Annotated in this window: 23 protein-coding genes and 1 tRNA gene; 6 read left to right on the top strand and 18 right to left on the bottom strand. The window is 53.4% G+C overall.

Going from position 1 to position 24,317, the window contains the following annotated elements:
• Position 1 precedes the first annotated feature (1 nt).
• The 9 genes from AAGR08_RS07500 to AAGR08_RS07460 all read right to left on the bottom strand — a co-directional run bounded on the left by AAGR08_RS07500 (position 2) and on the right by AAGR08_RS07460 (position 10,232).
• The gene (locus AAGR08_RS07500; RefSeq protein WP_345829872.1) at positions 2-544 is read right to left on the bottom strand and encodes a TetR/AcrR family transcriptional regulator; all 543 of its coding nucleotides are present in this window, start codon (positions 542-544) and stop codon (positions 2-4) included.
• Between the two features lie 236 nt (positions 545-780).
• Positions 781-1,059, bottom strand: a complete 279-nt coding sequence (locus tag AAGR08_RS07495) for a hypothetical protein (protein ID WP_345829349.1) — start codon at positions 1,057-1,059, stop codon at positions 781-783.
• 343 nt (positions 1,060-1,402) lie between these two features.
• Complete coding sequence (locus AAGR08_RS07490) at positions 1,403-2,611, bottom strand: multidrug effflux MFS transporter (RefSeq protein WP_345829348.1); 1,209 nt, start codon at positions 2,609-2,611, stop codon at positions 1,403-1,405.
• 121 nt (positions 2,612-2,732) lie between these two features.
• A complete protein-coding gene (locus AAGR08_RS07485) occupies positions 2,733-3,572 on the bottom strand; it encodes a DUF817 domain-containing protein (RefSeq protein WP_345829347.1) in 840 nt (279 codons plus the stop codon).
• A 155-nt stretch (positions 3,573-3,727) separates the two neighbouring features.
• The gene (locus AAGR08_RS07480; protein ID WP_097096988.1) at positions 3,728-5,107 is read right to left on the bottom strand and encodes an NtaA/DmoA family FMN-dependent monooxygenase; all 1,380 of its coding nucleotides are present in this window, start codon (positions 5,105-5,107) and stop codon (positions 3,728-3,730) included.
• Positions 5,108-5,126: 19 nt separating this feature from the next.
• Entirely contained in the window at positions 5,127-6,749 is a 1,623-nt protein-coding gene (locus AAGR08_RS07475; RefSeq protein WP_345829345.1) for an ABC transporter ATP-binding protein, read from the bottom strand.
• Positions 6,749-7,606, bottom strand: a complete 858-nt coding sequence (locus tag AAGR08_RS07470; protein ID WP_345829344.1) for an ABC transporter permease — start codon at positions 7,604-7,606, stop codon at positions 6,749-6,751. The genes AAGR08_RS07475 and AAGR08_RS07470 overlap by 1 nt, the downstream gene beginning before the upstream one ends.
• Positions 7,603-8,622, bottom strand: a complete 1,020-nt coding sequence (locus tag AAGR08_RS07465) for an ABC transporter permease (protein ID WP_345829342.1) — start codon at positions 8,620-8,622, stop codon at positions 7,603-7,605. Before AAGR08_RS07465 ends, AAGR08_RS07470 begins: the two co-directional genes overlap by 4 nt.
• On the bottom strand, positions 8,619-10,232 hold the full coding sequence (locus tag AAGR08_RS07460) for an ABC transporter substrate-binding protein (protein WP_345829341.1): 1,614 nt from the start codon (positions 10,230-10,232) through the stop codon (positions 8,619-8,621). Before AAGR08_RS07460 ends, AAGR08_RS07465 begins: the two co-directional genes overlap by 4 nt.
• Positions 10,233-10,534: 302 nt before the next feature.
• On the opposite strand from AAGR08_RS07460, the gene AAGR08_RS07455 reads away from it, so the two are divergent.
• From AAGR08_RS07455 to gap, 3 genes are all read left to right on the top strand, one after another.
• Positions 10,535-11,770 (top strand): acyl-CoA dehydrogenase family protein, encoded by a 1,236-nt coding sequence (locus tag AAGR08_RS07455; protein ID WP_097096983.1) that lies wholly within the window; start codon positions 10,535-10,537, stop codon positions 11,768-11,770.
• Between the two features lie 357 nt (positions 11,771-12,127).
• Positions 12,128-13,108, top strand: a complete 981-nt coding sequence (locus AAGR08_RS07450) for a helix-turn-helix domain-containing protein (RefSeq protein WP_345829339.1) — start codon at positions 12,128-12,130, stop codon at positions 13,106-13,108.
• A gap of 78 nt (positions 13,109-13,186) precedes the next feature.
• Entirely contained in the window at positions 13,187-14,197 is a 1,011-nt protein-coding gene (gene gap / locus AAGR08_RS07445; protein ID WP_097096981.1) for a type I glyceraldehyde-3-phosphate dehydrogenase, read from the top strand.
• Between the two features lie 70 nt (positions 14,198-14,267).
• Here gap and phoA read toward each other — a convergent pair whose 3' ends face one another.
• Entirely contained in the window at positions 14,268-15,674 is a 1,407-nt protein-coding gene (gene phoA / locus AAGR08_RS07440) for an alkaline phosphatase (RefSeq protein WP_345829337.1), read from the bottom strand.
• 244 nt (positions 15,675-15,918) lie between these two features.
• On the opposite strand from phoA, the gene AAGR08_RS07435 reads away from it, so the two are divergent.
• Positions 15,919-16,006: transfer RNA gene (locus AAGR08_RS07435), tRNA-Ser, on the top strand.
• A 252-nt stretch (positions 16,007-16,258) separates the two neighbouring features.
• Here the strand turns inward: AAGR08_RS07435 and AAGR08_RS07430 are convergent.
• The 3 genes from AAGR08_RS07430 to yeiL all read right to left on the bottom strand — a co-directional run bounded on the left by AAGR08_RS07430 (position 16,259) and on the right by yeiL (position 18,277).
• The gene (locus AAGR08_RS07430; protein ID WP_097096977.1) at positions 16,259-16,798 is read right to left on the bottom strand and encodes a nuclear transport factor 2 family protein; all 540 of its coding nucleotides are present in this window, start codon (positions 16,796-16,798) and stop codon (positions 16,259-16,261) included.
• Positions 16,799-16,828: 30 nt separating this feature from the next.
• Positions 16,829-17,413, bottom strand: coding sequence for a TetR/AcrR family transcriptional regulator (locus AAGR08_RS07425; RefSeq protein ID WP_345829336.1), 585 nt, complete (start codon positions 17,411-17,413; stop codon positions 16,829-16,831).
• 177 nt (positions 17,414-17,590) lie between these two features.
• Positions 17,591-18,277 (bottom strand): transcriptional regulator YeiL, encoded by a 687-nt coding sequence (gene yeiL, locus AAGR08_RS07420; RefSeq protein WP_345829334.1) that lies wholly within the window; start codon positions 18,275-18,277, stop codon positions 17,591-17,593.
• 133 nt (positions 18,278-18,410) lie between these two features.
• Between yeiL and rihB the strand changes: the two genes are divergently transcribed.
• Together rihB and AAGR08_RS07410 are read left to right on the top strand one after the other, a co-directional pair.
• On the top strand, positions 18,411-19,349 hold the full coding sequence (gene rihB / locus AAGR08_RS07415) for a ribosylpyrimidine nucleosidase (protein WP_097096975.1): 939 nt from the start codon (positions 18,411-18,413) through the stop codon (positions 19,347-19,349).
• A gap of 134 nt (positions 19,350-19,483) precedes the next feature.
• Entirely contained in the window at positions 19,484-20,734 is a 1,251-nt protein-coding gene (locus tag AAGR08_RS07410) for a NupC/NupG family nucleoside CNT transporter (protein WP_345829871.1), read from the top strand.
• A gap of 99 nt (positions 20,735-20,833) precedes the next feature.
• Here the strand turns inward: AAGR08_RS07410 and AAGR08_RS07405 are convergent, their stop codons facing one another.
• The 5 genes from AAGR08_RS07405 to phoH form a co-directional block, all read right to left on the bottom strand.
• Positions 20,834-21,061: a hypothetical protein gene (locus AAGR08_RS07405; protein WP_345829333.1), complete on the bottom strand. Its 228-nt coding sequence runs from the start codon at positions 21,059-21,061 to the stop codon at positions 20,834-20,836.
• 36 nt (positions 21,062-21,097) lie between these two features.
• Positions 21,098-21,637, bottom strand: coding sequence for a cytochrome b/b6 domain-containing protein (locus AAGR08_RS07400; protein ID WP_345829332.1), 540 nt, complete (start codon positions 21,635-21,637; stop codon positions 21,098-21,100).
• Positions 21,637-22,689 (bottom strand): catalase family peroxidase, encoded by a 1,053-nt coding sequence (locus AAGR08_RS07395; protein ID WP_345829331.1) that lies wholly within the window; start codon positions 22,687-22,689, stop codon positions 21,637-21,639. Before AAGR08_RS07395 ends, AAGR08_RS07400 begins: the two co-directional genes overlap by 1 nt.
• Positions 22,690-22,727: 38 nt before the next feature.
• Positions 22,728-23,303 carry a DUF308 domain-containing protein gene (locus tag AAGR08_RS07390; RefSeq protein ID WP_345829329.1) on the bottom strand — a complete coding sequence of 192 codons (576 nt, stop codon included), beginning with the start codon at positions 23,301-23,303 and terminating at the stop codon, positions 22,728-22,730.
• A gap of 182 nt (positions 23,304-23,485) precedes the next feature.
• Positions 23,486-24,274 carry a phosphate starvation-inducible protein PhoH gene (gene phoH, locus AAGR08_RS07385; RefSeq protein WP_008105319.1) on the bottom strand — a complete coding sequence of 263 codons (789 nt, stop codon included), beginning with the start codon at positions 24,272-24,274 and terminating at the stop codon, positions 23,486-23,488.
• Positions 24,275-24,317: the final 43 nt, after the last annotated feature.

Genomic DNA, 24,317 nt, shown 5'->3' with positions numbered 1-24,317 from the left:
GTTAATCCAGCAACTTCATGACTAACTTGATGGTCTCTGGTTCATCTTTTACATCGGCGATCTTGCCTACTACCCGCATACCGAAGGCGATGCACAGAATCAATCCTGCCGCGGTATCGGTATCCAGTTTTTGCGAGACCGATCCATCTTCCTGCCCGAGTCGCAGTAAAGAAGCGAGAAAGTTTTTATTACGCATCACCGCCTCACTCACCAGCTGCGACAAGTCGTCATCTAACACCTGCAGTTCAATCGCGCTGCCAACCACCAGGCACCCGGTTCGTCCCTCCACGGCCCGAGCAGAATCGAGGTAAAACTGCAGCAGCTCAGCAAGTTTTTCGCGACCGGTTGTAACCCGCGCCAGCCGTTGACGCAGGTCCGCGTTGCGCACCGAAAGGTAGCGTTCAAACACGTTAAGAAACAGACTGCGTTTATCTTTAAAGGCTTTATAAATGCTACCGGCCGTTAATCCCATGGCGTCGCCCAGGTCATGCATGGAGGCAGCATGAAAACCTTTTTGCCGAAAAACGATCATCGCTTTATCCAGGGCCTGGTCGATATCAAACTCTCTCGGGCGGCCCCGTTCTCGGCTTTTCGCTTCAGTGGTTAACGTTTTAGGCATAGTTGACGCATGACGTATGGCTGGTTTCCAAAAGTGGTCGGCTGGTTCTTTGCAGCGCTAACTTTATCGCAATAGAGAAGAGAATGTACACCTGTTTGCTGTTAATTCATTATATAACCGAGAGTTACGTAATCATTAAGCGGGGAACTGCACTGTCGAAGTCAGTGTTTGGTGGAATCATCTGCCGCGATGTTTTTAGCAAAGAAGCTCATTACACCCTCGCCAGATTTCTCATTGTTGTTCATTTCACTGCCGGTCTTAATCGTCTCAAGCGCTAGCCTGGCAACGCGTTTTTTTTCTGGCGTGTCAGCGGCATGCAGCATTTTCTCTAATTGTCCGATGAGCGTGGCGCGCGAAACCGGCGCATCCTCATTAAATAATTCAATAACAGCTTCGCCGATTAAGATGTCGCACAACTTTTTATCATCACTATTTTTCATGGAGTTCTCTGTAACCGTCTTGACCAATCCTGGCCGGAGGATCCTGACTTTGCAGAGCATACCGATTGAGCAAAAAACGTCAAATGCTAAAAAGAGGAGGTTTAATCAACATTCAATCAATAGAAACGCTTGTGGCATTTTCAATAAGTGCCACAAGCTTTATCGCGATTAGCCGCCAACACGCGCCTGCAACGCTGCGGTATAGCGTTCACCAATGACTTTGATGGTGTCTAACGCCTGAGGATTGTTTTAATTGGACACGGTAATCAGCCAGGGTTTATTAACTGCATCCATGAGTTGCCCCTTCTGGTGATGCCCACTCAACCTCCTCTTAATCAAAACATTAAGCGGATTTGACCGTGGCGGCGCTGAGCGCCATCACCGCGCTTGCCACGGTAAACAGCGCGATAATCCACGCCATGGTCCAGGGCGTACCATCGCTGAGTAGCGCCAGCAGCAACGACGAGATAATGCCGCTGCCGTATTGCAGCGAGCCGATGAGCGCCGAGGCGGAACCCGCCATAGTTGGCACGGTATCCATGGCGGCCGCCGTGGAGGTTGCCGCGATAATGCCGTTCATCGAGAAGAACACAAACACCGGCAGAATAATCATCAGGATGCCGCCGAAGGCCAGTTTGGCGCTCAGCGCCAAAATTAACGCAGCGAGGGTAGCGGTGGTCACCGCTATTTTTAGCAACGACTCCAGCGGATAGCGGTGCACCAAACGTCGGTTCACCATGCTTACCGCCATTAACCCCACCACATTCAGCGCGAACAGCCAGCCATAATGCTGCGCATCAATGCCGAAATAGGTGATGTAAACAAACGGCGAGCCGGTAATAAAGGCGTAAGCCGCCACGTAGTAGAACGCCACGCACAGCGTAAAGCGCATGAAATGGCGGTTTTTCAATAGGGCAAAATAGTTGCTAAACGCTCCGGTGAGCGACGCTTTTACCCGCTTGTCCGCCGGTAAGGTTTCGGGCAACCAGCACATGAGTATCAGCATGACGCAGCCGATGGCCGCCAGCAGCCAAAAAATCGTGTGCCATGAGGTGACTTTGATCATCTGCCCACCCAGCAGCGGCCCGGCAATCGGTGCAATCGCCATGACAACCATTAGCGTGGAGAGCATCTGCGCAGCGCGGGTGCGCGCAAAGAGATCGCGGATCATTGCGCGCGCCAGCATTGGTCCGGTACAGGCCCCTAACGCCTGAAACACGCGCCAGAACACAATCTGCGTAATATCGCTGGAGAGCGCACAGCCCACAGAACCGATCACAAACAGCACCAATCCGATAAACAGCGGCACTTTGCGGCCAAAATGGTCGCTGAGCGGCCCCCAGATGAGCTGGGCAATACAGAAGCCGATAAGAAATCCGGTAATGGTCAGTTCGGCGTCGCCGTGCAGCTCTTGCGCCATCAGCGGCATGGCAGGCAGATAGATATCCGTGGATAACGAGGTGATCGCCATCAACGCACTCAAAATGAGGATAAAGGGCAAACCGCTCGATTTGACGATAAAGGATTGAGAACGCGTGGAGGCGAGATCCATATTGAATTCCAGAGAGATCGAATTCGCCTATAGTAGCGGATGGGATGGTGAAGATAATGGCCTGAAAGAGGATTGCGCCTATGAGGGAAATTCATCAATAGGCGCACTAATTTTCCATGACTCACTGCGCAATGTGTACGCGTTTTTTAATATCCTTGAGAAACAGCGTAATGGTAAACGTCATCATCACCAGTAGCGACCAGGCGCCCCATTTGCCGACATGTACCGTTGCCCACGCCCCTATTTGATTAGGATATTGCCATACGCCCAATAATGTCCCCAGATTCTCCGCTAGCCAGATGAAAAAGCCTATCAGGATAAACGCCACCAGCAGCGGCATACGGAAAGGACGATCGTAAGGCGTAAAAACCACCACTGAGCGCGCATACAAACCCAACGCCACTGCTGCGATATACCAGCGATAGTCGCCGATAAAATGATGGGTAAAGAAATTGGCATACAGCGCCAATGAGAGCAGTACCGCATACAGAATGGGAGGATGATGGCGAATTTTCAGATCCATCAATCGCCAGCATTGGATTATGTAACTGCCTACCGCCGCATACATAAAGCCACTGAATAAAGGTACGCCACCAATTTTGCTCCAGCCTGCCTCAGGATAATGCCATGAACCAATCGCCGATGAGGTTTTAAACAGCTCTAAACCGAAACCGAGCAAATGAAACAGCGTGATGGATTTCAGTTCATCCCAGCTTTCGAGTTTCGTCGTGACCATCAATAACTGAATAGCGACGGCGATAATCAGCAACAGATCATAGCGTGCAAGACCGAACATACCGGCGCGCGGTAACGTGAATATCGCCAGAAAGAATAAGCCGGCAAATAAGCAAGCGCGTGCTTCTTTAATGCCAAACCAGATAAACTCCACGGCAAAACGCCGGATGCCGGTTAAGCGCAGTGCGGGGGGATGGATTAGAAACTGATCGAGGCGATTATGCATAACGAATTCCCTATAAAGTAAAACATCCATTTTTATCAGCATAATAAAAAAGCCATGCTGCGTCGCGCAAATGCTTATCAGGCGGGAAGAGCGATCGCCATGATTGGCGACCGCACGATTTTGTAGAGTGCGCATTAATGCGCACCGGGTAACATTTAACCCAACGTTAATTTCCTTTGCGGATGCGACGCTGGCAGCCTGCTCTCTTTGCCAAAAATCTTCTCGCGCAGCGTGCCGGGCTTATACGCCTTCTGCGCCAGACCGCGCTTCTGCAGTACCGGCACCACATGCTCAACCCACTCATCCCACCAGCCGAGCGTGGTGACAGGCACCACGTTAAAGCCATCCACACCCGCATCCGCAAACTGCTGCACGCGATCGGCGATCTGCTCTGGCGTACCGGCAAAACGACCCGGCAGCAACGCGTGCTGGATCAGGTACTCACGCCACGTCAGCACGCGCCCCTGCCCGTAATCCGCATCTACCGCAATGCGAAATTTCGAGCGCATATGCTGGCTAAACTCCTCGCGGCGGCTGAGCTCGGTTAACGGCGTATCAGGATCGATATTCGCCAGATCGATGCCAGAGCCGCCGCTGTAGAACCCCTGCAGCGCGTTGATATCAATGTTGTCGAACAGATATTGCTGCTTGCGCTTTGCCTCCTCCTCGGTGGATCCGATCACGGTAGAAAGCATCACCAGTTTTTTCAAATCCTCAGGCTGACGACCGTAATCCACCACATCCTGATTCAGGATGGCGATATCTTTGCGCGCGGTATCCGGCGTTTGTGATGGCAGGAATGTGACCTCGGCATTACGGGCGGCAAAGCGACGTCCGGCGTCGGAGTTGCCGGCCTGGAAGAACACCGGGCTACGCTGCGGCGACGGCTCAACAATGTGCGGCCCCTCCACGCGATAGCGCTTGCCCACATGGTTAATTTTGTGAATTTTATCGGCATCGAAAAAGCGATTGGTGGCGGGATCGTGCAGCACCGCGCCCTCTTCCCACGACAGCTCCCACAGTTTGTACGCCACATCCAGATACTCTTGCGCCCATTCGTAGCGCTCGTCGTGCGGCACGATGTCCTGATAACCGTAGTTACGGAAGCCGTTGGAGAGATACGAAGTGACGATATTCCAGCCAATGCGACCGCGGGTAAACTCATCCAGCGAGGAGATCTGGCGTGCAAACGAGAACGGGTGCGCCTGAATCACGTTGCTGGTCACCACCAATCCCAGATTCTCCGTGGCCAGCCCCAGCGCCGAGAGGATGGTGATCGGATCGGGTTCGGGGAACTGCGTGCCGGCGCTGATGGTGGTTTTGCCATCGCCATATTCGATGTCGTAAACCCCCACCACATCGGCAATGAACAAGGTATCAAACAGCCCTTTCTCCAGGGTTTTCACCGTCTTTACGTAGGCATCCAGCTGGTTGTAGCCATACTGCACCTGGCCTTCCGGCGTGCGCCAGTAGCCGTGGCTGTGGTGGTTGGGCGTGAGGTGCAAAAATCCGTTATAAATCAGTTCGCGTGACATGTTCGCTCCGGTAGCAAAGTTAGGCGATTTCCAGCGCAGCCAGACGTGGCAGCGAGGCAAGTAACTTCTGGGTATAGGGATGGCGCGGACGATAGAACACCTCATCGGCGGCGCCCTGCTCGACTGCCTCACCGTTTTGCATCACCAACACGCGATCGCTCATGTGATGGATAACGCCGAGGTCGTGCGAGATAAACAGATAGCTGACGCCAAGCTGCGCCTGCAGATCGCTAAGCAGATCGAGAATCTGCGCCTGGATAGTGACGTCCAGCGCGGAGACCGCCTCATCCAGCACGATCACCTGCGGATGGGTGGCGATGGCACGGGCAATGGCCACGCGTTGACGCTGGCCGCCCGACATGCGCGCCGGCCATTGGTTAAGATGTTCCGCGCCGAGTCCAACCGATTGCAGCAGGCTGATGGCGCGGTCACGCGGGGTGTGCGTTGCCGGATGCTGATCTAAGGCAATCGCATCCAGCAGGATGTCGGCCACCCGCCAGCGCGGGTCGAAAGATGAAAGCGGATCCTGATACACCACGGCAATCTGGCGGCGAATGGCACGCTGAGCGGCAGCGGACGCGTGGCTCCACGGCTGGCCGGCAAACAGCACCTCGCCGCTGTCCGGCGCTTCCAGCGCCAGCGCAATGCGTGACAAGGTGGTTTTGCCAGAACCCGATTCACCCACAATACCCAGCGTTTCACCGCGTCGCAGCGTAAAGGAAACATCGGCAACCGCGCTGTGCCCCCGAAAACGCTTCACGATATGGCGCGCTTCCAGCAGCACGTCCGCTGATTTAACCCCCGCTGGCGCGGGCGCGCCGGGCGCGCTGCCGGAAAGGCGCTGTCCTTTGGTGTGTTCGCTGGGAATGGCGTTGATCAACCCTTGGGTATAGGGATGTTGCGGCTGCTGCAACACCTGCTGCGCCGTTCCCGCTTCGACAATCGCGCCGCCCTGCATCACCAGAATCTGATCGGCGATTTTGGCCACCACGGCCAAATCGTGACTGATTAGAATCACGCTGGTGCCGCGATCCAGCATCTGCCGCAGCACCTCCAGCACTTGCGCCTGCACCGTGACATCCAGCGCGGTAGTCGGCTCATCGGCGATCAGTACATCCGGATGCAGCGCAATCGCCGAGGCAATCAGCGCGCGCTGGCGCAGACCACCAGAGAGTTCGCCCGGTCGCTGGCTGGCGCGATAGGCTGCCTGCGGCACGCCCACCTCTTCCAGCAGCGCCTGCACTTTCTGCTGGCGGCTGGCGGCATTGCCCCAGCCGTGCAGCGTCAGCGCTTCGGCAATCTCTTTGCCTACCGGCCGCAGCGGATCGAGTGACACCAGCGCATCCTGCAAAATAAAACCGACTTTGCTGCCGCGCACCCGACGCCACCAACTTTCGCTGCGCCCGAGCAGCGCTTCACCGTGCAGACTGAGCGTGTTGGCCTGCACCTGCAGTTGCTCGCCCGCCAATCCCACCAGCGCGCGTGCGGTAACACTTTTTCCCGAGCCTGATTCACCGACCAGCGCCAGACATTGACCGCGTTGCAGCGCAAAGCTAACGTTCTTCACAATATGGCGCGGCGCGGCATTCTCAGCGCGGGCCCAAATGTTCAGGTCACGGACTTCTATCACGTTATTGCTCATCAGCGCTTCTCTCCTTCGGCCCGCTGCTGGATGTAGCGGCCGATTTGCGTAAACGACAGCGCCACCAGCACAATCGCAATGCCCGGCAACACTTCCAGCCACCACGCCACGGTGACGTTAATTTTTCCGGCTTCGAGCAGCGCGCCCCACTCCGGCGACGGCGGTACCACGCCTAAACCCAGAAACGACAAGCCGGATGCCCACACCACCGATTGTCCGATGCCCAACGCCACCAGTGAGAACAGCGGTCGGAACACGTTGGGCGCGATGTGCTGGATAAACAACCGATGCCACGGATGGCCAAGCGCACGTGCCGCCTCGACATAGCCGGACTGCTTCACCTGCAGCGCCTGCGCGCGCACCAGTCGCGCGTAGCCCGGCGCGGTGCCGATGCCCACCGAGATCAGTAAACTGCTGGCGGACGGACCCAGCAAGGCGACAAACAGCAGCGCCAGCAGCAAGGTGGGAAACGCCAGCAGAATCTCCAGCAGGCGATTCACCGGTTCGGCCAACCAGCGCGGACCGAGCGCGGCGCTGAAGCCCAGCACAATGGCGCCGAACAGCGCGATGGCCATGGCGCCGATACCAATCAGCAACGACTGGCGCGTGCCCCAGATAATGCGGCTATACAGATCGCGGCCAATGTCATCGGTGCCGAGCCAGTTAGCCCACGAAGGAGCTTGCAGCGCGCGATAGAGATCGGTGGCGAAGGGATCGTGGGTGGCCAACGCGCCAGGCGTTAGCGCTGCGACAATAAAGAACAGCGCTACGATGCCGGAAAGCAGTACCGAAACCGGCAGCTGCCAGCCGGCACGTTGCGTCTGCGGGCCAGCATAATCAGTGAGATGAGTTGTCATGCGCGACCTCGCAGGCGGGGATCGACGATCAGGTAAATCAGGTCAACCACCAGGTTAATGACGATGTAGAGGAAACTGATCAGAATCACGATGCCAGAGACCAGGGCGAAATCCTTGTTGCTGACCGCATTGACCAGCACGTTGCCGAGTCCCGGGCGGGCAAATACCGCTTCCACCAGCACCGCGCCCGACAGCAGGTTGCCAATCGCCCAGCCGCTTAAGGTGATGGCGGGGATCAGCGCGTGGCGCAACACGTGGCGCCATCGCACGCCCGCCAGGCTCATGCCGCGCGCCCGCGCCGACAGCACAAACGGCTGCTGCATGCTGCGCTCAAACTCGCCGCGTATTGCGTGGCCAATAAAGCCCGCCAACGGAATTGCCAGCGTGATCGCCGGAAGCACCGTGCCCAGCAGGCTGGTGCCGCCGACGACGGGGAACCAGCGCAGAGCGATGGCAAAGACAATCAGCAGCAGGATGCCAATCCAGTACTGCGGCAAGCCGGCCATGATGGTTTCCACTGCGGAGCCAAACGCCGCCAGCCGACGATTGCGCCCGGCGGTTAACAGCGTCCAGGGAATGGCGATAATCCACGCCAGCAGCAGTGCGGCTATCGCCAGCGTAAAGGTCGGCAGCAGCTGCTCAGCGATGATATGCACCACCGGACGCTGCAACTCGAAGGAGAAACCAAAATCGGCGTGCAGCAGCTGCCAGAAATAGTGCAGATACTGTTCAACGATCGGCTTATCGAACCCGTATTGCGCATTGATTGGCGCCAGCTCGGCCGGCGTGCGCTCAATCACCTGCCCGGAGGTGATATTCAGCAAAATGGTGGCGCGATCGCCCGGCAGCACCGATAGCACTAAAAAGGTCACGGTGATGGTGCCCCACAGCACAAATAGCGCCGAGGCAATGCGCACACTCAGGGTGCGCAACAGCGCCACGCGGCGGCGGCGTGGTACGGCCCGCTCCTCAACCCGGGTGGCGCTGGTCTGCGGCGCGGAAGTTAATTCACTCATGGCTTCTCCTGCACGAAGTACGCATCGTTAAAGTTCAGCAATCCGTTGCCCTCATCCTGCCAAAGCCCGCGGATGTGGTGGGCGATGGCGACGTTGTAGGTGAAGTTGTAGCCACCGATGGCAATCGCCTGATCGTCAAACCACTTTTGCAGCACCGCAAACTTCTGCTGGCGCAGCTGGGGATTGGGCTCGCGCTGCGCATCGAGGATTTGCGCTTCCACTTCGGGATTATTGAAAAAGCTGGTGTTGTTGCCGTTGAATGCGCCGTTCAGCGCGTGGTTGTAAACGATGTCGAGGATATTGGGCGAGGGCCATACCCAGTAACCAAAGCTGATTTCCTTATCCGCCGGACGCGAACGCGCACCGGCAAAGCCTTCGGTTTGCGTCAGCGGAATCAGATCCAGCTTGATACCAACGCGTTTGACCTGATCCTGCACCGCCTGCAGCATCAGCGCGCCTTCCTGGTCGATAATCGCCTGGATAAACGGCAAGCGGGCATCGAGCGTTTGGCCGTCTTTGGTGCGATAACCGGCGGCATCACGTCCGGTCCAGCCCGCTTGATCCAGCAGCTGATTGGCTTTGGCGATATTCAGCGAGTAGCGGTCGTCAACGTTCAGGTAGAGCGGCGTACTTTTGCTCAGCGAGCCGTTGCCCTCATACGGCACTGCGCCTTTGAACACCGTTTTGACGATCTGCTTGCGGTCCAGCGCATAAGCAAACGCCTGGCGCACGCGCCGATCGGTGAATGGACCGCGCTGCACATTAAAGGAGAACGCCTGTGGACGACCGGTCGCGACGTACGACAAGGTTTGATAATGCTGTTGCAGCGCCTGCCACTGCGCCGACGGCGGCTGGTAGATCACATCCGCGCCGCCGCTGACCAGCGCGCCCCAGCGCGTGGTGGCATCGGGCACGAATTTCCACTCCAGGTGTTTGATATAAGCCGGCCCGTTATGGTGCGCATTCGGCGGTGCCCAACGATAATCGTCGTTGCGCACAAAACTGATGCCATCGCCGCGTACCCAACGCGCGACTTTCCACGGTCCGGTGCCCACCGGGCGCAAACACTTCTGCTCGCTACTGTTATGCGCCAGCGAATCTGGCGATTGAAAACCGTAATGCCCATTCGCTAATACGTTATAGATTTCCGGATTGGGCTCGGATAAATGCAGCGCCACGGTATAATCATCGACTTTGGTAAATCCGGTCATATAGGTAAATCCGTGCCAACCAATTCCCTTCTGCCATGCGGGATAATTAGCAATCACCGCGTCGGCATTAAAAATATCGCCATCGGTAAATTTCACGTCATGGCGCAAATGAAACGTAATGGTTTTACGATCGGCAGATTCACTCCAGCTGGATGCCAGCCAGGGACGGATTTGTCCTTTATCGTAACTGACTAAATAATCAAACACCTGACGTGATAAATACGCTTGCTGCACCCAACCGCCCCATAAGCAAGGCGGCTCCTGCTCATGCAAATAGACCAGCGTGCCATCGCTGGAGGTGGGTGAAGACGCTGCGGCGCTGACGTTAATTGGCAGCGCCGCACAGCTCAATGCCGCCATTATCGGAATGATTAATCGCTGAATGGGCTTTACTCTCATTTTGCTACCGTTTCCCTAATGCAAGCCAATAACTTATTTCCGCGCGGACCTACTCCACGTGAAAAGGTGTTATCTGGAAATTTAATGAATATTTTTGGAATAGCGTTTGAATAGAGCACAGATATAAATCCCGGCAAATAACAATATCGGCAGTGAATATGCGAAATGGGATTTTTTGTTCCACATAGTGAAATATCATTTTTATATCAATGCAGCGAAATAGCTTAGTGAGAAAAAGCATTATTTGGTGTTCGGTGGCGATGACATAGTAATGGGATAATGTCTTTGCCGGAGAGAACGCTATGTCGCAAATCGAATTAGGTTGGGGTGCCGATCCGTCGCCTCGGTATGAACAGCTGGCGGAACGCTTTCGCCCGGTATTTCAGAAAATACGCGCAGGTGCGATTGAGCGAGAGTTAACACGCCAGCTGCCAATCGAGCAAATTGCCTGGCTGAAGCAGAGCGGATTCACCGCCCTGCGCGTTCCGGAAAGCGCCGGTGGACTCGGTGCCACGCTGCCCGAGCTGTTCAATTTGCTGATCGAACTGGGCGAAGCGGATTCCAACCTTGTGCAATCGATTCGCGGACATCTCGGTTTCGTCGAGAACGTGCTGAACAGCGGTAGCAGCAGCTATCGCGCGAAGTGGCTGGCGCGGCTGGGGCAAGGTGAAATTGTCGGCCCGGCGTGGAGCGAAACCGGCGATGCGCGTCAGTCAGAATTCTCCACGCGCATTGAGCGCCACGGCGACGGTTGGCGGCTCAACGGCAGGAAGTTTTACACCACCGGTTCGCTCTATGCCGACTGGATTGATGTTGGCATCACTGATGAAAATGGCAAAGGCGTTTCGGTGACACTGGCACGTTCCGCACCGGGCGTGACGGTGCTGGATGACTGGAATGGCTTTGGCCAAACGCTCACCGCCAGCGGTACGGCGCTTTTTGACAATGTGCTCATCGGCGCGGATGACATCAAAGAAGAGGTGCATTTCCGCTATTCACCAGCTTTCTATCAGCTGATCCATCTGGCGACGCTGGCGGGTATTGGCCGCGCCCAAAGCGGCGAAGTGGCACAGCAGGTGGCGTCTCGTACGCGTACCTACAGCAACGGCAATGCGCCGCGTGCCGCCCAGGATGCGCAGATTTTGCAGGTGGTTGGACGCCTGCGCGGCGCGGCCTACAGCAGCGGTGCGATAGTGCTGCACGCCGCCAGCGCGATACAACGCGCGTTTGATGCGCATCTGAGTGGCGATCAGGAACGGGAAAACCAGGCGGTGGCGATTGCCGAGCTGGAAGTATCGCAGTCGCTCAATGTGGTGAGCGATCTGCTGCTTAATGCCAGCTCGACGCTCTTCGATGCGCTGGGTGCATCGGCCACGCTGAAACCGCTGGCGCTGGATCGCTTCTGGCGCAATGCGCGCACCCTCTCCTCACACAATCCCCGTATCTATAAAGATCGTATCGTCGGTGATTTTGCGGTGAATGGCACCTTACCGCCGGAGCAGTGGCGGATCGGTGTGGCGGATAAATCGGCTACCTAAGCGTAGGGCCGCCATTTATGGCGACCTGACATCCAGGTGCGCATAAATGCGCACCCTACGGGATTGGCACCGATCTGTTGTAGGGGCGCCATTTATGGCGACCTGGCATCCAGGTGCGCATAAATGCGCACCCTACGGGATTGGCACCGATCTGTTGTAGGGGCGCCATTTATGGCGACCTGACATCCAGGTGCGCATAAATGCGCACCCTACGGGATTGGCACCGATCTGTTGTAGGGGCGCCATTTATGGCGACCTGACATCCAGGTGCGCATAAATGCGCACCCTACAGGTTGTGCTAGCTGCTTAACCCATGAGACACTTTGGCCTATTTCGTTTAAGTGTCTTTTTTATGCCATGAAAACCTTTCTGATTATTGTGCCTGACGGCGGCATGTTGTTCGAAGCCGCAGGCATCGCCGATATCCTGATGCGCGCCAATCAACATTTACCGGGGGGCGTTGATCAACAACGCTATCGCGTTAGCCTTGCTACCACCCAATCGCATCAGGTGATTCACGGCCAATCTGGCCTCAATTTACTGGCCGATCTGAAACTGGCGGACGTTGATCCGCGTAACGCCTGGGACACCATTATGATCACCGGACGCGGCGACACCGCCGAAGAGGGCAACATGGTGGTCGATTTTATCAAGCTGGCGGCACCGCAGGCGCGTCGTGTGGTTTCGGTCTGTGGCGGCGCGATGTTATTGGCTGAGGCGGGTTTGCTTGATGGCCGCCGGGCGACAACACACTGGCGCCTGCTCGATACCCTGCAGTCTCGCTATCCGCTCGTCCACGTTGAAGGCGGTCCGCTGTATATTCAGGACGGTTGCATGTGGACCTCCGGCGGCGTCAGTTCAGGCTTTGACCTGACGCTGGCGCTGGTGGAAGAGGATTTCGGCTTCAGCGTGGCGCGCGATATTGCCCAGGATATGGTGATGTATTTACGCCGTCCTGGCGGGCAGATGCAGTTCAGCCGCTTCCACCTGCAAGCGCCGGGCGGACTGGGCGTAATCGGTGAACTGCAGCGCTGGATCCGTGAAAACCTGGCCGACGAGCTGGCGGTGGAAAAGCTGGCAGAACGTGTCGCCATGAGTCCGCGCAATTTCACCCGCGTCTTCACCCGTGAAACCGGCGTACCTCCCGCGCGTTACGTCGCCGAAGCGCGACTCGCCGCTGCGCGCGAGCGTTTAGAGCAGAGCCACGACACGCTGGAGCGCATTGCCCTCGCCACCGGCTTTGGCAGCAGCATTAATCTGCGCCGTAGCTTTGAGCGCCAGCTGCATCTCACACCCGGAGAATATCGCCAGCGCTTTCACTGCAGAAAATTGGCGTAAAGTGATCCTTTTTTGGCGTTTACGCCAGATGCGCATCAGCCTACAGTGACTCCAGCATCTTCGGAAAAGGAGTCAATCATGACTAAGATCGGCATTAACGGCTTTGGCCGTATCGGACGCAACGTTTTTCGTGCAGCACTTGGCAGCGATGATATTGAGATCGTCGCCATTAACGACCTCACCGACAGTAAGACCCTCGCGCATCTGCTAAAACACGATTCTCTGCTCGGCAGACTGCCCGCTGAAGTGGAAGCCGGTGAAGGCGAATTACGCATCGATGGCAAAGCGGTGCGCGTATTCAGCGAGCGCGATCCGGCCAATATTCGCTGGCGCGATGTCGGCGTCGATATCGTAATTGAAGCTACCGGCTTCTTTACCGAGCGCGACAAAGCCGCCGTGCATATCACCAGCGGCGGTGCCAAACGTGTGATTATTTCCGCACCCGGCAAAAATGATGACCTGACAATTGTGCTCGGCGTTAACGATCAACGTTACGATCCGCAACAGCATTTTGTGGTGAGTAACGGCAGCTGTACCACCAACGGCTTAGCGCCGGCAGCGGCGGTATTGCATCAGGCATTTGGTATCGAGCACGGGTTAATGAATACCACGCATGCTTATACCAACAGCCAGGTGCTGCACGATCAGCCCGAGAAAGATCTGCGCGGTGCGCGTGCGGCAGCGCTGTCGATTGTGCCTTATTCCAGCGGCGCGGCAAAGGCGCTGGGCCGCGTGATCCCTGAGCTGGAGGGGCGTTTGACCGGCTATTCACTGCGCGTGCCGGTGCCGGTGGTATCGATCGTCGATTTAACCGTAACGCTGCAACGCGATGTCACCGCTGAAGAGGTGAATGCCGCCTTTAAAGCCGCGGCCGCAGAAGGCCCGCTGAAAGGTATTTTGGGCTACAGCGACGAACCATTAGTCTCTAGCGATTATCAGGGCGATGCCCGTTCATCGATTATCGACGGACTCTCAACGCTGGTGATTGGCGGCAATCTGGTGAAGATTCTTGCCTGGTACGACAACGAATGGGGCTTCTCAAATCGTCTGGTAGATTTGGCACGCTTAATGGCAAAACGCGGATTGTGATTTTGGTGCGCATCAATGCGCACCATACGAAAATCGTAGGGTCGCCATTTATGGCGACCGTTTTAACACCTTACTTGAGTCCCATCGCGTCCTTCAGGGTAAAGAACAGATCGGTCTGGTCGGTTAATCCCACCACATTCGCCGCATGCGGACCGTACGCCGCGATGCGCACCTGCGTGCCGGTATGCTCCTGCGAATCCTCTTCTGAATTACCGTAGCTGATGGTCATCACCGCGCCATCTTTGGTATTCACCGCTTGCGTCAGGCCCGGTGCTTTGGTGCCGTTTTCAACGATCTGGCTGCTGTGGGCGTGATCGGCGGTCACCACCACCAGCGTATCGCCATGCTCGCGCGCAAACGCTAGCGCTTCCTGTACCGCTTCATCCAGATCCACGGTTTCACCAATCTGACCGCACGGGTTCGCCGCGTGATCCTGCTTATCAATCGATGCGCCTTCCACCTGCAGGAAGAAACCTTTGTCGTTAGTGCTCAGCAGAGTAATGGCCTTTTTAGTCATCTGCGCCAGCGTCGGTACTGAAGCCGGACGATCTTTATTGACTTCACAGGTCACTACCGGCTTATCAATGTTGCCGTGATAGCTGGCTTTCGGTCCCTGCCAACGCACCGGCATATTGCCATCGGCAAACAGGCCCAGAAGCGGTTTGCTCTGATCGGCCTGCTGAATGGCATTCATGCCCTGCAGATTATCAATCCACTGATAGCCCAGCGCCTGCGCCTGTTCACGCAGGGTTTTGCCCTGATACTCGCCGGCTTTGGCGGTTTCATTAAAGGACTTCGCACCGCCGCCCAACGTGACATCTGGGCGGGTTTTCAGCAGCTGTTCAGTAATCGATCCTTTACCGCCCTGCTCCAGCGCGTTGCCCGGGCACAGCTCGCTGGTTTTCTCCGGGCCGTAGCATTTGCGCGAGGTGACGTGTGCCATTAAGGCGGCTGGCGTGGCATCCTGCAGTTCAGCGGTCGAGACGTTGCCGGTGGCTTTACCCGCGGCTTTCGCCAGCTCAAGAATCGTCACCTGATCTTTGCCATTAACATCGACGCCAATCGCGCCGTTGTAGGATTTGGTGCCGGTGGCCCACGCAGTAGCCGACGCGGCAGAATCCGTTACGTAATTGGGTTTATGGGTTTTCTTGTCCAGCGAGTAATGGGTGTATTGACCGGTGAGCGGCAACGCATCCAGGCCGGGGAAGAAACCGCCGGCGCCGCGCGCCTGGTTGCGGGCGGCGGTGATTTCCGAATCGCCCATGCCATCACCAATCAGCAGAATCACGTTTTTCGCGGTGCTATTGATTAATGAGGCTTTTAACGCCTCGGTCTGGTCGCCGGTCAGACGACGCGCGCCGCCGTGCTCGGTAATATCGCCGGTGGCGGCGCGTGAATAATTTGCATCATCTGCCACTGCTAACGTCGCGATCAGAGAAGTCAGCAGCGTAACCGTAAAGAGAAGTATGGATTTCATTAATAAGCATCCTTAGCTGTAAATATAACCAAATGTTTCCGCGGACAAGTCTGCGACAGTGCGGTGACGCTTTTGTGACACAGAGAGGATAATTTGATGACAGAACAGGCAGGGTGAGCAAGCCGAAGGCAATACGCTCAGAGCTTAAGCGGATAGAACAAAAGGAGAAAATAGCGCTTGACCCTTTTCAGCGATCTCCCTATAGTAGCGCCCCGTTGACCCAGCGCGGTTGGCAAAAAAATGTGGTGAGGTGTCCGAGTGGCTGAAGGAGCACGCCTGGAAAGTGTGTATACGGCAACGTATCGGGGGTTCGAATCCCCCTCTCACCGCCACATTCCGAAGAAGAGTCTGAACTCACGTTCAGACTTTTTTTTTGCCTATTCTGCAGAGAGAGGGGGTGAGAAGCCCCGACGGGGTTTGACAACTGGCGCAGCCAGTTGGACAGCGGAGCCTGCGACGCTGCCCGCAGGGTGAGCGCAGCGAATCAATCCCCCTCTCACCGCCACATTCCGAAGAAGAGTCTGAACTCACGTTCAGACTTTTTTTTTGCACCCAGCACAGCGACGAAATTTCAGCCGAGTAGACTAACGTGTCGCCTTAAGCACATCGGAAAGACCGCGCGCCAATAACTCGCGAGGGGCATCTGTGCCGTCTACTGGAAGAAGGGTTCTGCTATGAATTTTCCAGCGCCCTTCATGACGTTCTAACTCCCAGCGATTAACCACTACCCGATGAATGCGATAGCCGGTTGAGTAACCATGATTGGCCATTTCACGCGGCTCACCCTGTTTATCCAGCTGCAACAGCTGTAAATAGGAGGTCACTATGGCTTTGTTGCCGCGCAAATCAATCAGCGGTAATCCAGTAAAATGCGCAAGCCCACTTTTAATCGCTTCCTCGTGTGCCGGTCGGAGAATAAATGCAGCGATCGCATCGACCCCTTTTGCCCCATCCAGTTCCTCACCACGATTAAAAGTGCCCTCCTCCATATAAACAGCAGCGGTATATTCGGCAAGACCGGTATCTGCGCTGGGCGGATGGGAAGCAATCAGCTCATATATTGCTAATTTATCCTCAATGATTTGCAGTCGCTGTTCTAATTTTTGGGTAGTTATTTCAGTCATAAATCTTATCTCCAGCAGCGCGATTTATCGCTATTTATGAATAAGTCTGTTGATGACTGGATGCACAATCTCCTGGAATAACGCTGTGTTTTCGAGCGCTCTGGCGGCCAACATCGCCCCATGAACGGTTGCCATCACAGATTTGGCCTGGGTCTCTGGCGCCTCATCAAGCTGAAAAATGCCGCTGATTTCCCCTTTACGCAGTAGCGCTGTGAGCCAATCGGCCAGATCGGAGAAATGCCCGCTCACTTCAGAAGATATTTCTCGCGGCAACTTAGGCAGTTCCACCGAAAGCATGACGCAAATACAGAAAGGAGACGTTCCCTCACTAATACAGGCTGACCAGTAATCGATATAAGCCTGCAGTTCCAGCAGAGGATCGTTGAGGTTCTGCTCCAACGCCGCCATTCCCATTCTGGCCTCCTCACGATATTCCGCAACGACAGCTTGCACCAGTTCAACTTTACTGGGGAAATGATGATGAATACTGGCTTTTTGAATCTGAACCAATTCAGCAATATCAGCATAGCTAAAGCTGTTATAGCCACCCGAGGTCAGCAACTGCCTGGTGTGGAGGATGATTTCTCTGGCTTTGGGTGAGCGTTCTATCAGCATAAATTTCCTAAACAATGTACTTATTCAACACGCATAACTCTTATCGTAAAACTAAAGAGATAGAGCCTTAAAGTCAAGGGAAACCTACTAGTTGGTAGGTTGAAGATCGAATGCAATTTAGTTAAGAAAAACACTAAATCATTTACCGCTAAAAATAATATTATAAAAAATAAATCCTCAAGGCAGCGCGCCCTCTGCTTCCATCTCACGCGCTAATTCAATAAGCGCACCTTTATTTTTGATAATATAACCAGACCTGGCTTTAGTTAATAACCCCTCCTGCGTCAGTTGCGCAATGACATATAAGAGATGGCGATATGACACCCCCATATATTCTGCAACCTGCGTATGCTTTTCGTGATAAACATCACCATTCTGCGTCAATAGGATAAAAGCCGCCAGCCGGTTAACCAACGAGAAGGATTGATTTCTGATGAGCGACACAATATTCCGATAATTTTTATGCGTTAAGCTAATACAAATATGACGTAAAAAAATAGCATCACTTAACAGTCTTTTCCGGAAAGGTTTAACGGGTAACGCCAGACACCAGCACTCCTCTATCGCCTGAACGGCACGCGGTTCATGCTGCTGATCGATAAGTTCAAGCTCCCCGATAAAACAATGCGCTGCAAAGAAATCAATTAATGATATTCGTCCATTGGCTAATGTCGCATACAGTTTCGCCCTGCCTCTTGCAAGATAAAACAGGTATGCCGGTTGCTCACCTTCTTTCACGATATAATCACCGGCCATGATATGAAGCAGTCGGGTTTCCGCCATCACCTCAACAGAAAATTTCGCTGTATAGTCTGAATTTTCAATTAATTTCCTCTTCAGATCTTCATTATGGATTTCTTTCATAATCGTTTCCCGATGTGAGATTTCTCATATTTAACATACAATTTTAGCTGTTAGGGTTAAAGCGTTGACACAGCATTTTTATCACACAGTTAAAAAATGCATGTTATTCCAACCCTAATAGAGGAAATGAGAAATGGCGCAGAGAAAAATTATTCTGGATTGTGATCCGGGTCATGATGATGCTATTGCAATTATGATGGCAGCAAAACATCCGGCGATTAATTTACTCGGTATTACTATCGTTGCGGGTAATCAGACCCTCGAGAAAACGCTGATCAACGGATTGAATGTTTGCCAACATTTAAACATTGATGTTCCGGTTTATGCTGGAATGCCGCAGCCGATTATGCGCCAGCAGATCGTGGCAGATAATATTCACGGCGAAACGGGGCTGGATGGTCCGGTATTTGGCCCCTTAACGCGTCAGGCAGAAAGCAAGCATGCGGTTCAGTATCTGATTGACACGCTGATGGCCAGCGACGGAGATATCACGCTCGTTCCGGTAGCGCCCTTGACCAATATTGCGGTCGCCATGCGCATGCAGCCAGCCATCATCCCAAAAATCAAAGAGATCGTACTAATGGGGGGCGCCTACGGTACGGGAAACTTTACTCCCTCTGCCGAATTCAATATTTACGCCGATCCGGAGGCGGCACGTGTCGTATTCACTTCAGGTGCACCGCTGGTAATGATGGGGCTCGATTTAACCAACCAAACCGTCTGCACAAAAGAGGTCATCGCCCGTATGGAGAAAGTTGGCGGTCCAGCTGGGCAACTGTTCAGTGACATCATGAATTTCACCCTCAAAACGCAGTTTGAGAATTATGGCTTAGCGGGCGGACCGGTTCATGACGCAACCTGTATTGGCTATTTGATTAACCCGGAAGGCATTAAAACTCAGGACATGTATGTCGAAGTCGATGTGAATAGCGGCCCATGCTATGGCCGTACGGTATGCGATGAGCTGGGTGTAATGGGAATACCCGCCAATGCCAAAGTTGGGATCACTATTGATACCCAATGGTTTTGGGATTTGGTGGAAGAGTGTGTACAGATGTACCCCCGATCGTAACGACCAATTCCATTTCCGTTATGGCATGCAAAAGAGGGGAAATTTATTGCATGCCAATTACTCCCGATGGGCAGTTTGCCGTCGCCCATAGAGATATCAGACATACCGAAATCGACTATGACGAGATAATCATTATGAATATAATGAGAAGTTTTTTGGGTATGGTGGTATTACTGGCCATCGCATACTTGCTGTCAGTAAATAAAAGAAAAATCAGTATAAGAACGGTAGGTGCTGCAATCCTTTTACAAATAGCCATTGGCGGAGCGATTCTTTATTTACCTCCGGGCAAATGGCTGGCTGAGAAAGTCGCCACCGGCGTACATAAAATAATGAATTACAGTGATGCTGGCAGCACATTCATATTTGGGGCATTAGCGGGACCAGATATGGACAGAGTATTTAATGGTGCCGGTTTTGTGTTCGCCTTTCATGTATTACCCGCCATTATCTTTATGACTGCATTAGTGAGCCTGCTGTATTACATAGGCGTGATGAAGTTATTGATCCGGGTACTGGGTGCTATTTTCCAAAAAGCACTCAATATCAGTAAAATTGAGTCTTTTGTCGCCGTTACCACCATTTTCCTTGGTCAAAATGAGATTCCGGCGATCGTTAAACCCTTCATTAATCGTCTGAACCGCAATGAACTGTTTACCGCTATTTGTAGCGGCATGGCCTCAATTGCGGGATCAACCATGATTGGCTATGCCGGGCTCGGTGTACCAATTGATTATTTACTTGCGGCATCGTTGATGGCCATCCCCGGCGGCATTCTTTTTGCCCGCATTCTGAGTCCAGCAACGGAAGAGACTCAGGTTGTTTTTGATAATCTCTCCTTCAGCGAAACACCGCCTAAAAGCGTGATTGAAGCAGCGGCGACCGGGGCAATAACCGGACTAAAGATTGCAGCAGGCGTTGCTACAGTTGTGATGGCTTTTGTTGCGATTATCGCCCTTATCAATGGCATTATTGGTGGCATTGCTGGGCTGTTTGGCCAGGGGCACGCAAGTCTGGAAGGGATATTTGGCTATTTACTGGCCCCGCTTGCCTGGGTTATGGGGGTTGACTGGCATGACGCATCGCTTGCTGGCAGTCTGATTGGCCAAAAGCTTGCGATTAATGAGTTTGTGGCTTATCTCAGCTTTTCGCCCTATCTGCACGCGCCTGGCGCATTAAACAGTAAAACGATTGCAATTGTTTCTTTCGCACTGTGTGGCTTTGCCAACTTTGGTTCTATTGGCGTTGTGGTTGGCGCATTCTCGGCCATCGCGCCACAGCGGACGGCAGAAATTGCTCAGCTTGGCATGCGAGCATTGGCCGCAGCCACACTCTCTAACTTAATGAGCGCCACCATTGCTGGCTTCTTCATTGGTATTGCATAAGTAAAGGAATGCGCCAGGCTGATGTTCAATGAGATCTTATAGAGCAGAACAACGCCTGGCGTTTTTACCGATTTTATAACGAATACACTGCATTACATTTTAAAAGCGGCGGGACTCGTTTATCAGCATCACCACAATTTTATCGATAACAAAGGGAGCAATGGCGTTGAGCTCGTTATCTTCAAGCAGTTTCTTCGAAAATGCCAACGCAAATTCACGTGTTATTCTCATTCTCTCTTCAGGCTGAATTTCAATATTTGGTCGCATTTCACCACTGCAGTCTGAGGGAATAACTTTTCTATCCCTCGCGAATGGATAAATATTCACATAACCTCCTTATCTCAACTCCATGGGCAAAATGCCTCAACGCTTCCGGCTACCTGTCATGCTGCGGAAGACACCGTCTCGTAATATCAGCGCATGGAATAACGCCGCGGCCAGGTGCAGCATCACGGTAATGAATAAGAGCAAGGCGACGATCGAATGAAGAGGACGCAGCAGCGCATACCCATCATTATTCATCGGCAGGATGGGCGGTAAAACGATTCCTGCACCGAGAGTCACAGGATATCCCGCAGCGGACAACATGGCCCAGCCAATCAGCGGTTGAGCCAGCATCAATACATAGAGCACCCCATGTGAAATATGGGCCATAAGACGCTGCCAGCCTGGCAAGGTATCCGGTAAGTTTGGTTTGGCGGTAGCGTATCGCAACCACAGGCGCACTACGACTAATAACAATATCATCACGCCAAGGGGTTTATGGATTGATACCAGAAAGCTGTGCAGCGAGGAAACGGTGGAGACCATTGCAACACCAATAAAAAGCATGGCAAGAATCGCCGCAGCCATTAACCAGTGCAGCGCACGTAAAGCGGGATGGAAATAATCAACTTGTTTCATCATTGAGCTCCTGCCTGGTGTGACTGTTCACGCGTACGCAAATTATAAGATTTGGCATACGCGGATGAGCGTGCATTCAGTATTGGGTCATCCGATGCGGCTATTCCGTCCGGTAAAATAAGCGGATCATAATTAATATCGTTACAGGGTCCCTGCGCCTGTGGAATGGCTTGCGTCAATATCAGCGTCCCTGCATTAATCACTTTTCGATCGGATGGCCATACTTTACTTGAGTCATTACCCTTATCTTCAGGGTTTGCCAGGGTAATCATTAAATTCCACTTTATCGTGCCTTGTTTCAGTCGCTGAACAATATCGTTTTGCAGAAAATCCTTATCTTTTTTATTCTCATCGCTCATCGGTTGAAAAGCGGTTTCTGGCACCATGCTCCAGCGAACCAGATGCTTATTGCCCGCTTTATCAATCAGGAAGAAGGCATTCAGACTATTAAAACTATCGCTTGCCCAACTGGACGAAGGCACATATTTCTTCAACCAACCGAAAAATGCCGTTATTTCCGGGTGCTTGCCAACGAATGCCTTTAATTTTTCCGGATCGGGTTTACCGGTGGCCGGAACAGGCAGCGTTGCCGTTTGCAATTCATAGAATGCTTCAGTGGTCCCCACCGGAAAGAAAGGCATGGCGTTCATTCCCGTGCGCCACTCCTCGCCATTCTTCTGTCGAAACTGTAAAGCCATACTCCGCACCGGAACAGCATAATCCGGCACAGTAGGAACGCCCCCTGCGATAGCAAATCGCCCGATAACTGGCGTGCTACCAGCGGTAAATACCAGGGCACGCGAAAATGCACTGGCGTTACCATTAGATGTAAATTGACCAATAACACAAATCCCTCTGGCATGATTACGGCGATATCCAGGATGTTCTCCGCCAGATTTCTGTAACACGTCAATAATTTTATCTGCGCTCAGTCGATTGGGTGCCAGCCATCCGCCCGCCCATAAAAATAGCAGTACCAGTACAAGTGGAATAAGACCAACGATAGCCAGACGAAACATTTTCTGGTTAGTAGAAAGTGGAGCTGTTTTCATGTTTTTCTCACGCTGCTCAATAAATAATAAATTATCGCTTAGGCTTTTTTTCGCCGAATATCACTCACCGTTAACCACACTGCGGAAATCAGAAAATAAGCGGCCCCCACTGCGGAATAACCGGCAATATTCACTATCGATGGCGGTACGATCATTTGTGCCTGCACAATAAAAAAAACGCCTGCCAGGGCTGATTGAGCGCCGCTAAGGATCATCGTCCACTGTGCGCCATAATTTTTCCAGCGGCCTACTGCGACACCCAGCTGCAGCAATCCTGACAAAATAGCCCAGATGCCAAATACGCCAATAACCCAGTTCATGCTGTGGGACAACGCAAGGTAAACCGCAATGGTTGTCAGCCCGCTGACAATAATATTTGTCATGTGGATCGGGTTATGACTTATTCCGCCGCTGCGCTGCGCATCAACAACGTTAGCAATGGCGTCCCAAAGGGGATAGATAACCAATAATACTGCCCCCACCTTTGCTGAGTGCTGACCCAGCGAAAATGCAGCCGCAACCCAAATAATTGAAAACAGTGCGCGGATAAAGTAATAGCGTTTTAGCCATTGCTCATTGCCAACAGCGGAATTAACAGCCTGTTCTTTAAGCATTGTGACTCCAGACGATTATGGATTGTTAAAAAAGGAGCGAAAGGCTGCCTTAATGACAATCAACCTACTAGTTGGTAGAATTATTGTCAATGGCTGAAGAAACGGATAAAGCGCAGAAGGTTAAACAAAAAAACCCGGCTTTCGCCGGGTTTTACTTTGCTACTACATTCTCAATCAAACGGTTAACTGTAAGCGTGCAGCGTGCGTTGACACAGCGCTGAACGGACGCAATCCTCTTTGCCGAAACGTACCACGCCAATCATCTCATCCTCTTCGAAGCGCGCTAGCGCATCGGCGAGGCCAGATTTGGCATGGGACGGCAGGTCGCACTGGGTAATATCGCCGTTGACGATAACCGTCACGTTCTCACCCAGGCGCGTCAGGAACATCTTCATCTGTGCGGCGGTGACGTTTTGTGCCTCATCAAGGATCACCACAGCATTTTCAAAGGTACGTCCGCGCATATATGCGAAGGGCGCGATCTCTACCTTGGCGATTTCGGGTCGCAGGCAGTATTGCATAAAGGAAGCGCCGAGACGTTTAACCAGAACGTCATATACCGGTCGGAAATAAGGCGCGAATTTCTCGGAAATATCTCCTGGGAGGAAACCGAGATCTTCATCCGCCTGCAGAACCGGGCGCGTCACAATAATCCTTTCGATGTCCTTATTGATCAGGGCCTCAGCCGCTTTGGCTGCGCTAATCCAGGTTTTTCCGCAGCCGGCTTCACCGGTGGCGAAAATAAGCTGTTTCGTTTCTATGGCATGGAGATAGTGTGCCTGAGCTTCATTTCTGGCTTCAATCGGCCCGCGGTCACGTGCATCACGTGCCATACCAATCGAATCCAACCCACCCATCTGCACCAGCGAAGTGACCGATTCTTCTTCACGCTGACGGTGACTGCGAGAGTCGCTACGAATAACGCGTCTGGCTTCACGACGTGCTTTGATCACTGCTTTCTGTCTTCCCATAGTGGCACCTTACAGTTGGTTTCATTTATCACGGCGGATCACC

This window comes from Pantoea sp. BRR-3P (genome assembly GCF_039621635.1).
GTDB classification, from domain to species: Bacteria; Pseudomonadota; Gammaproteobacteria; order Enterobacterales; family Enterobacteriaceae; genus Pantoea; species Pantoea floridensis.
The sequence above is the reverse complement of the archived record's forward strand: the minus strand, read 5'-3'. Positions and strand labels throughout refer to the sequence as shown.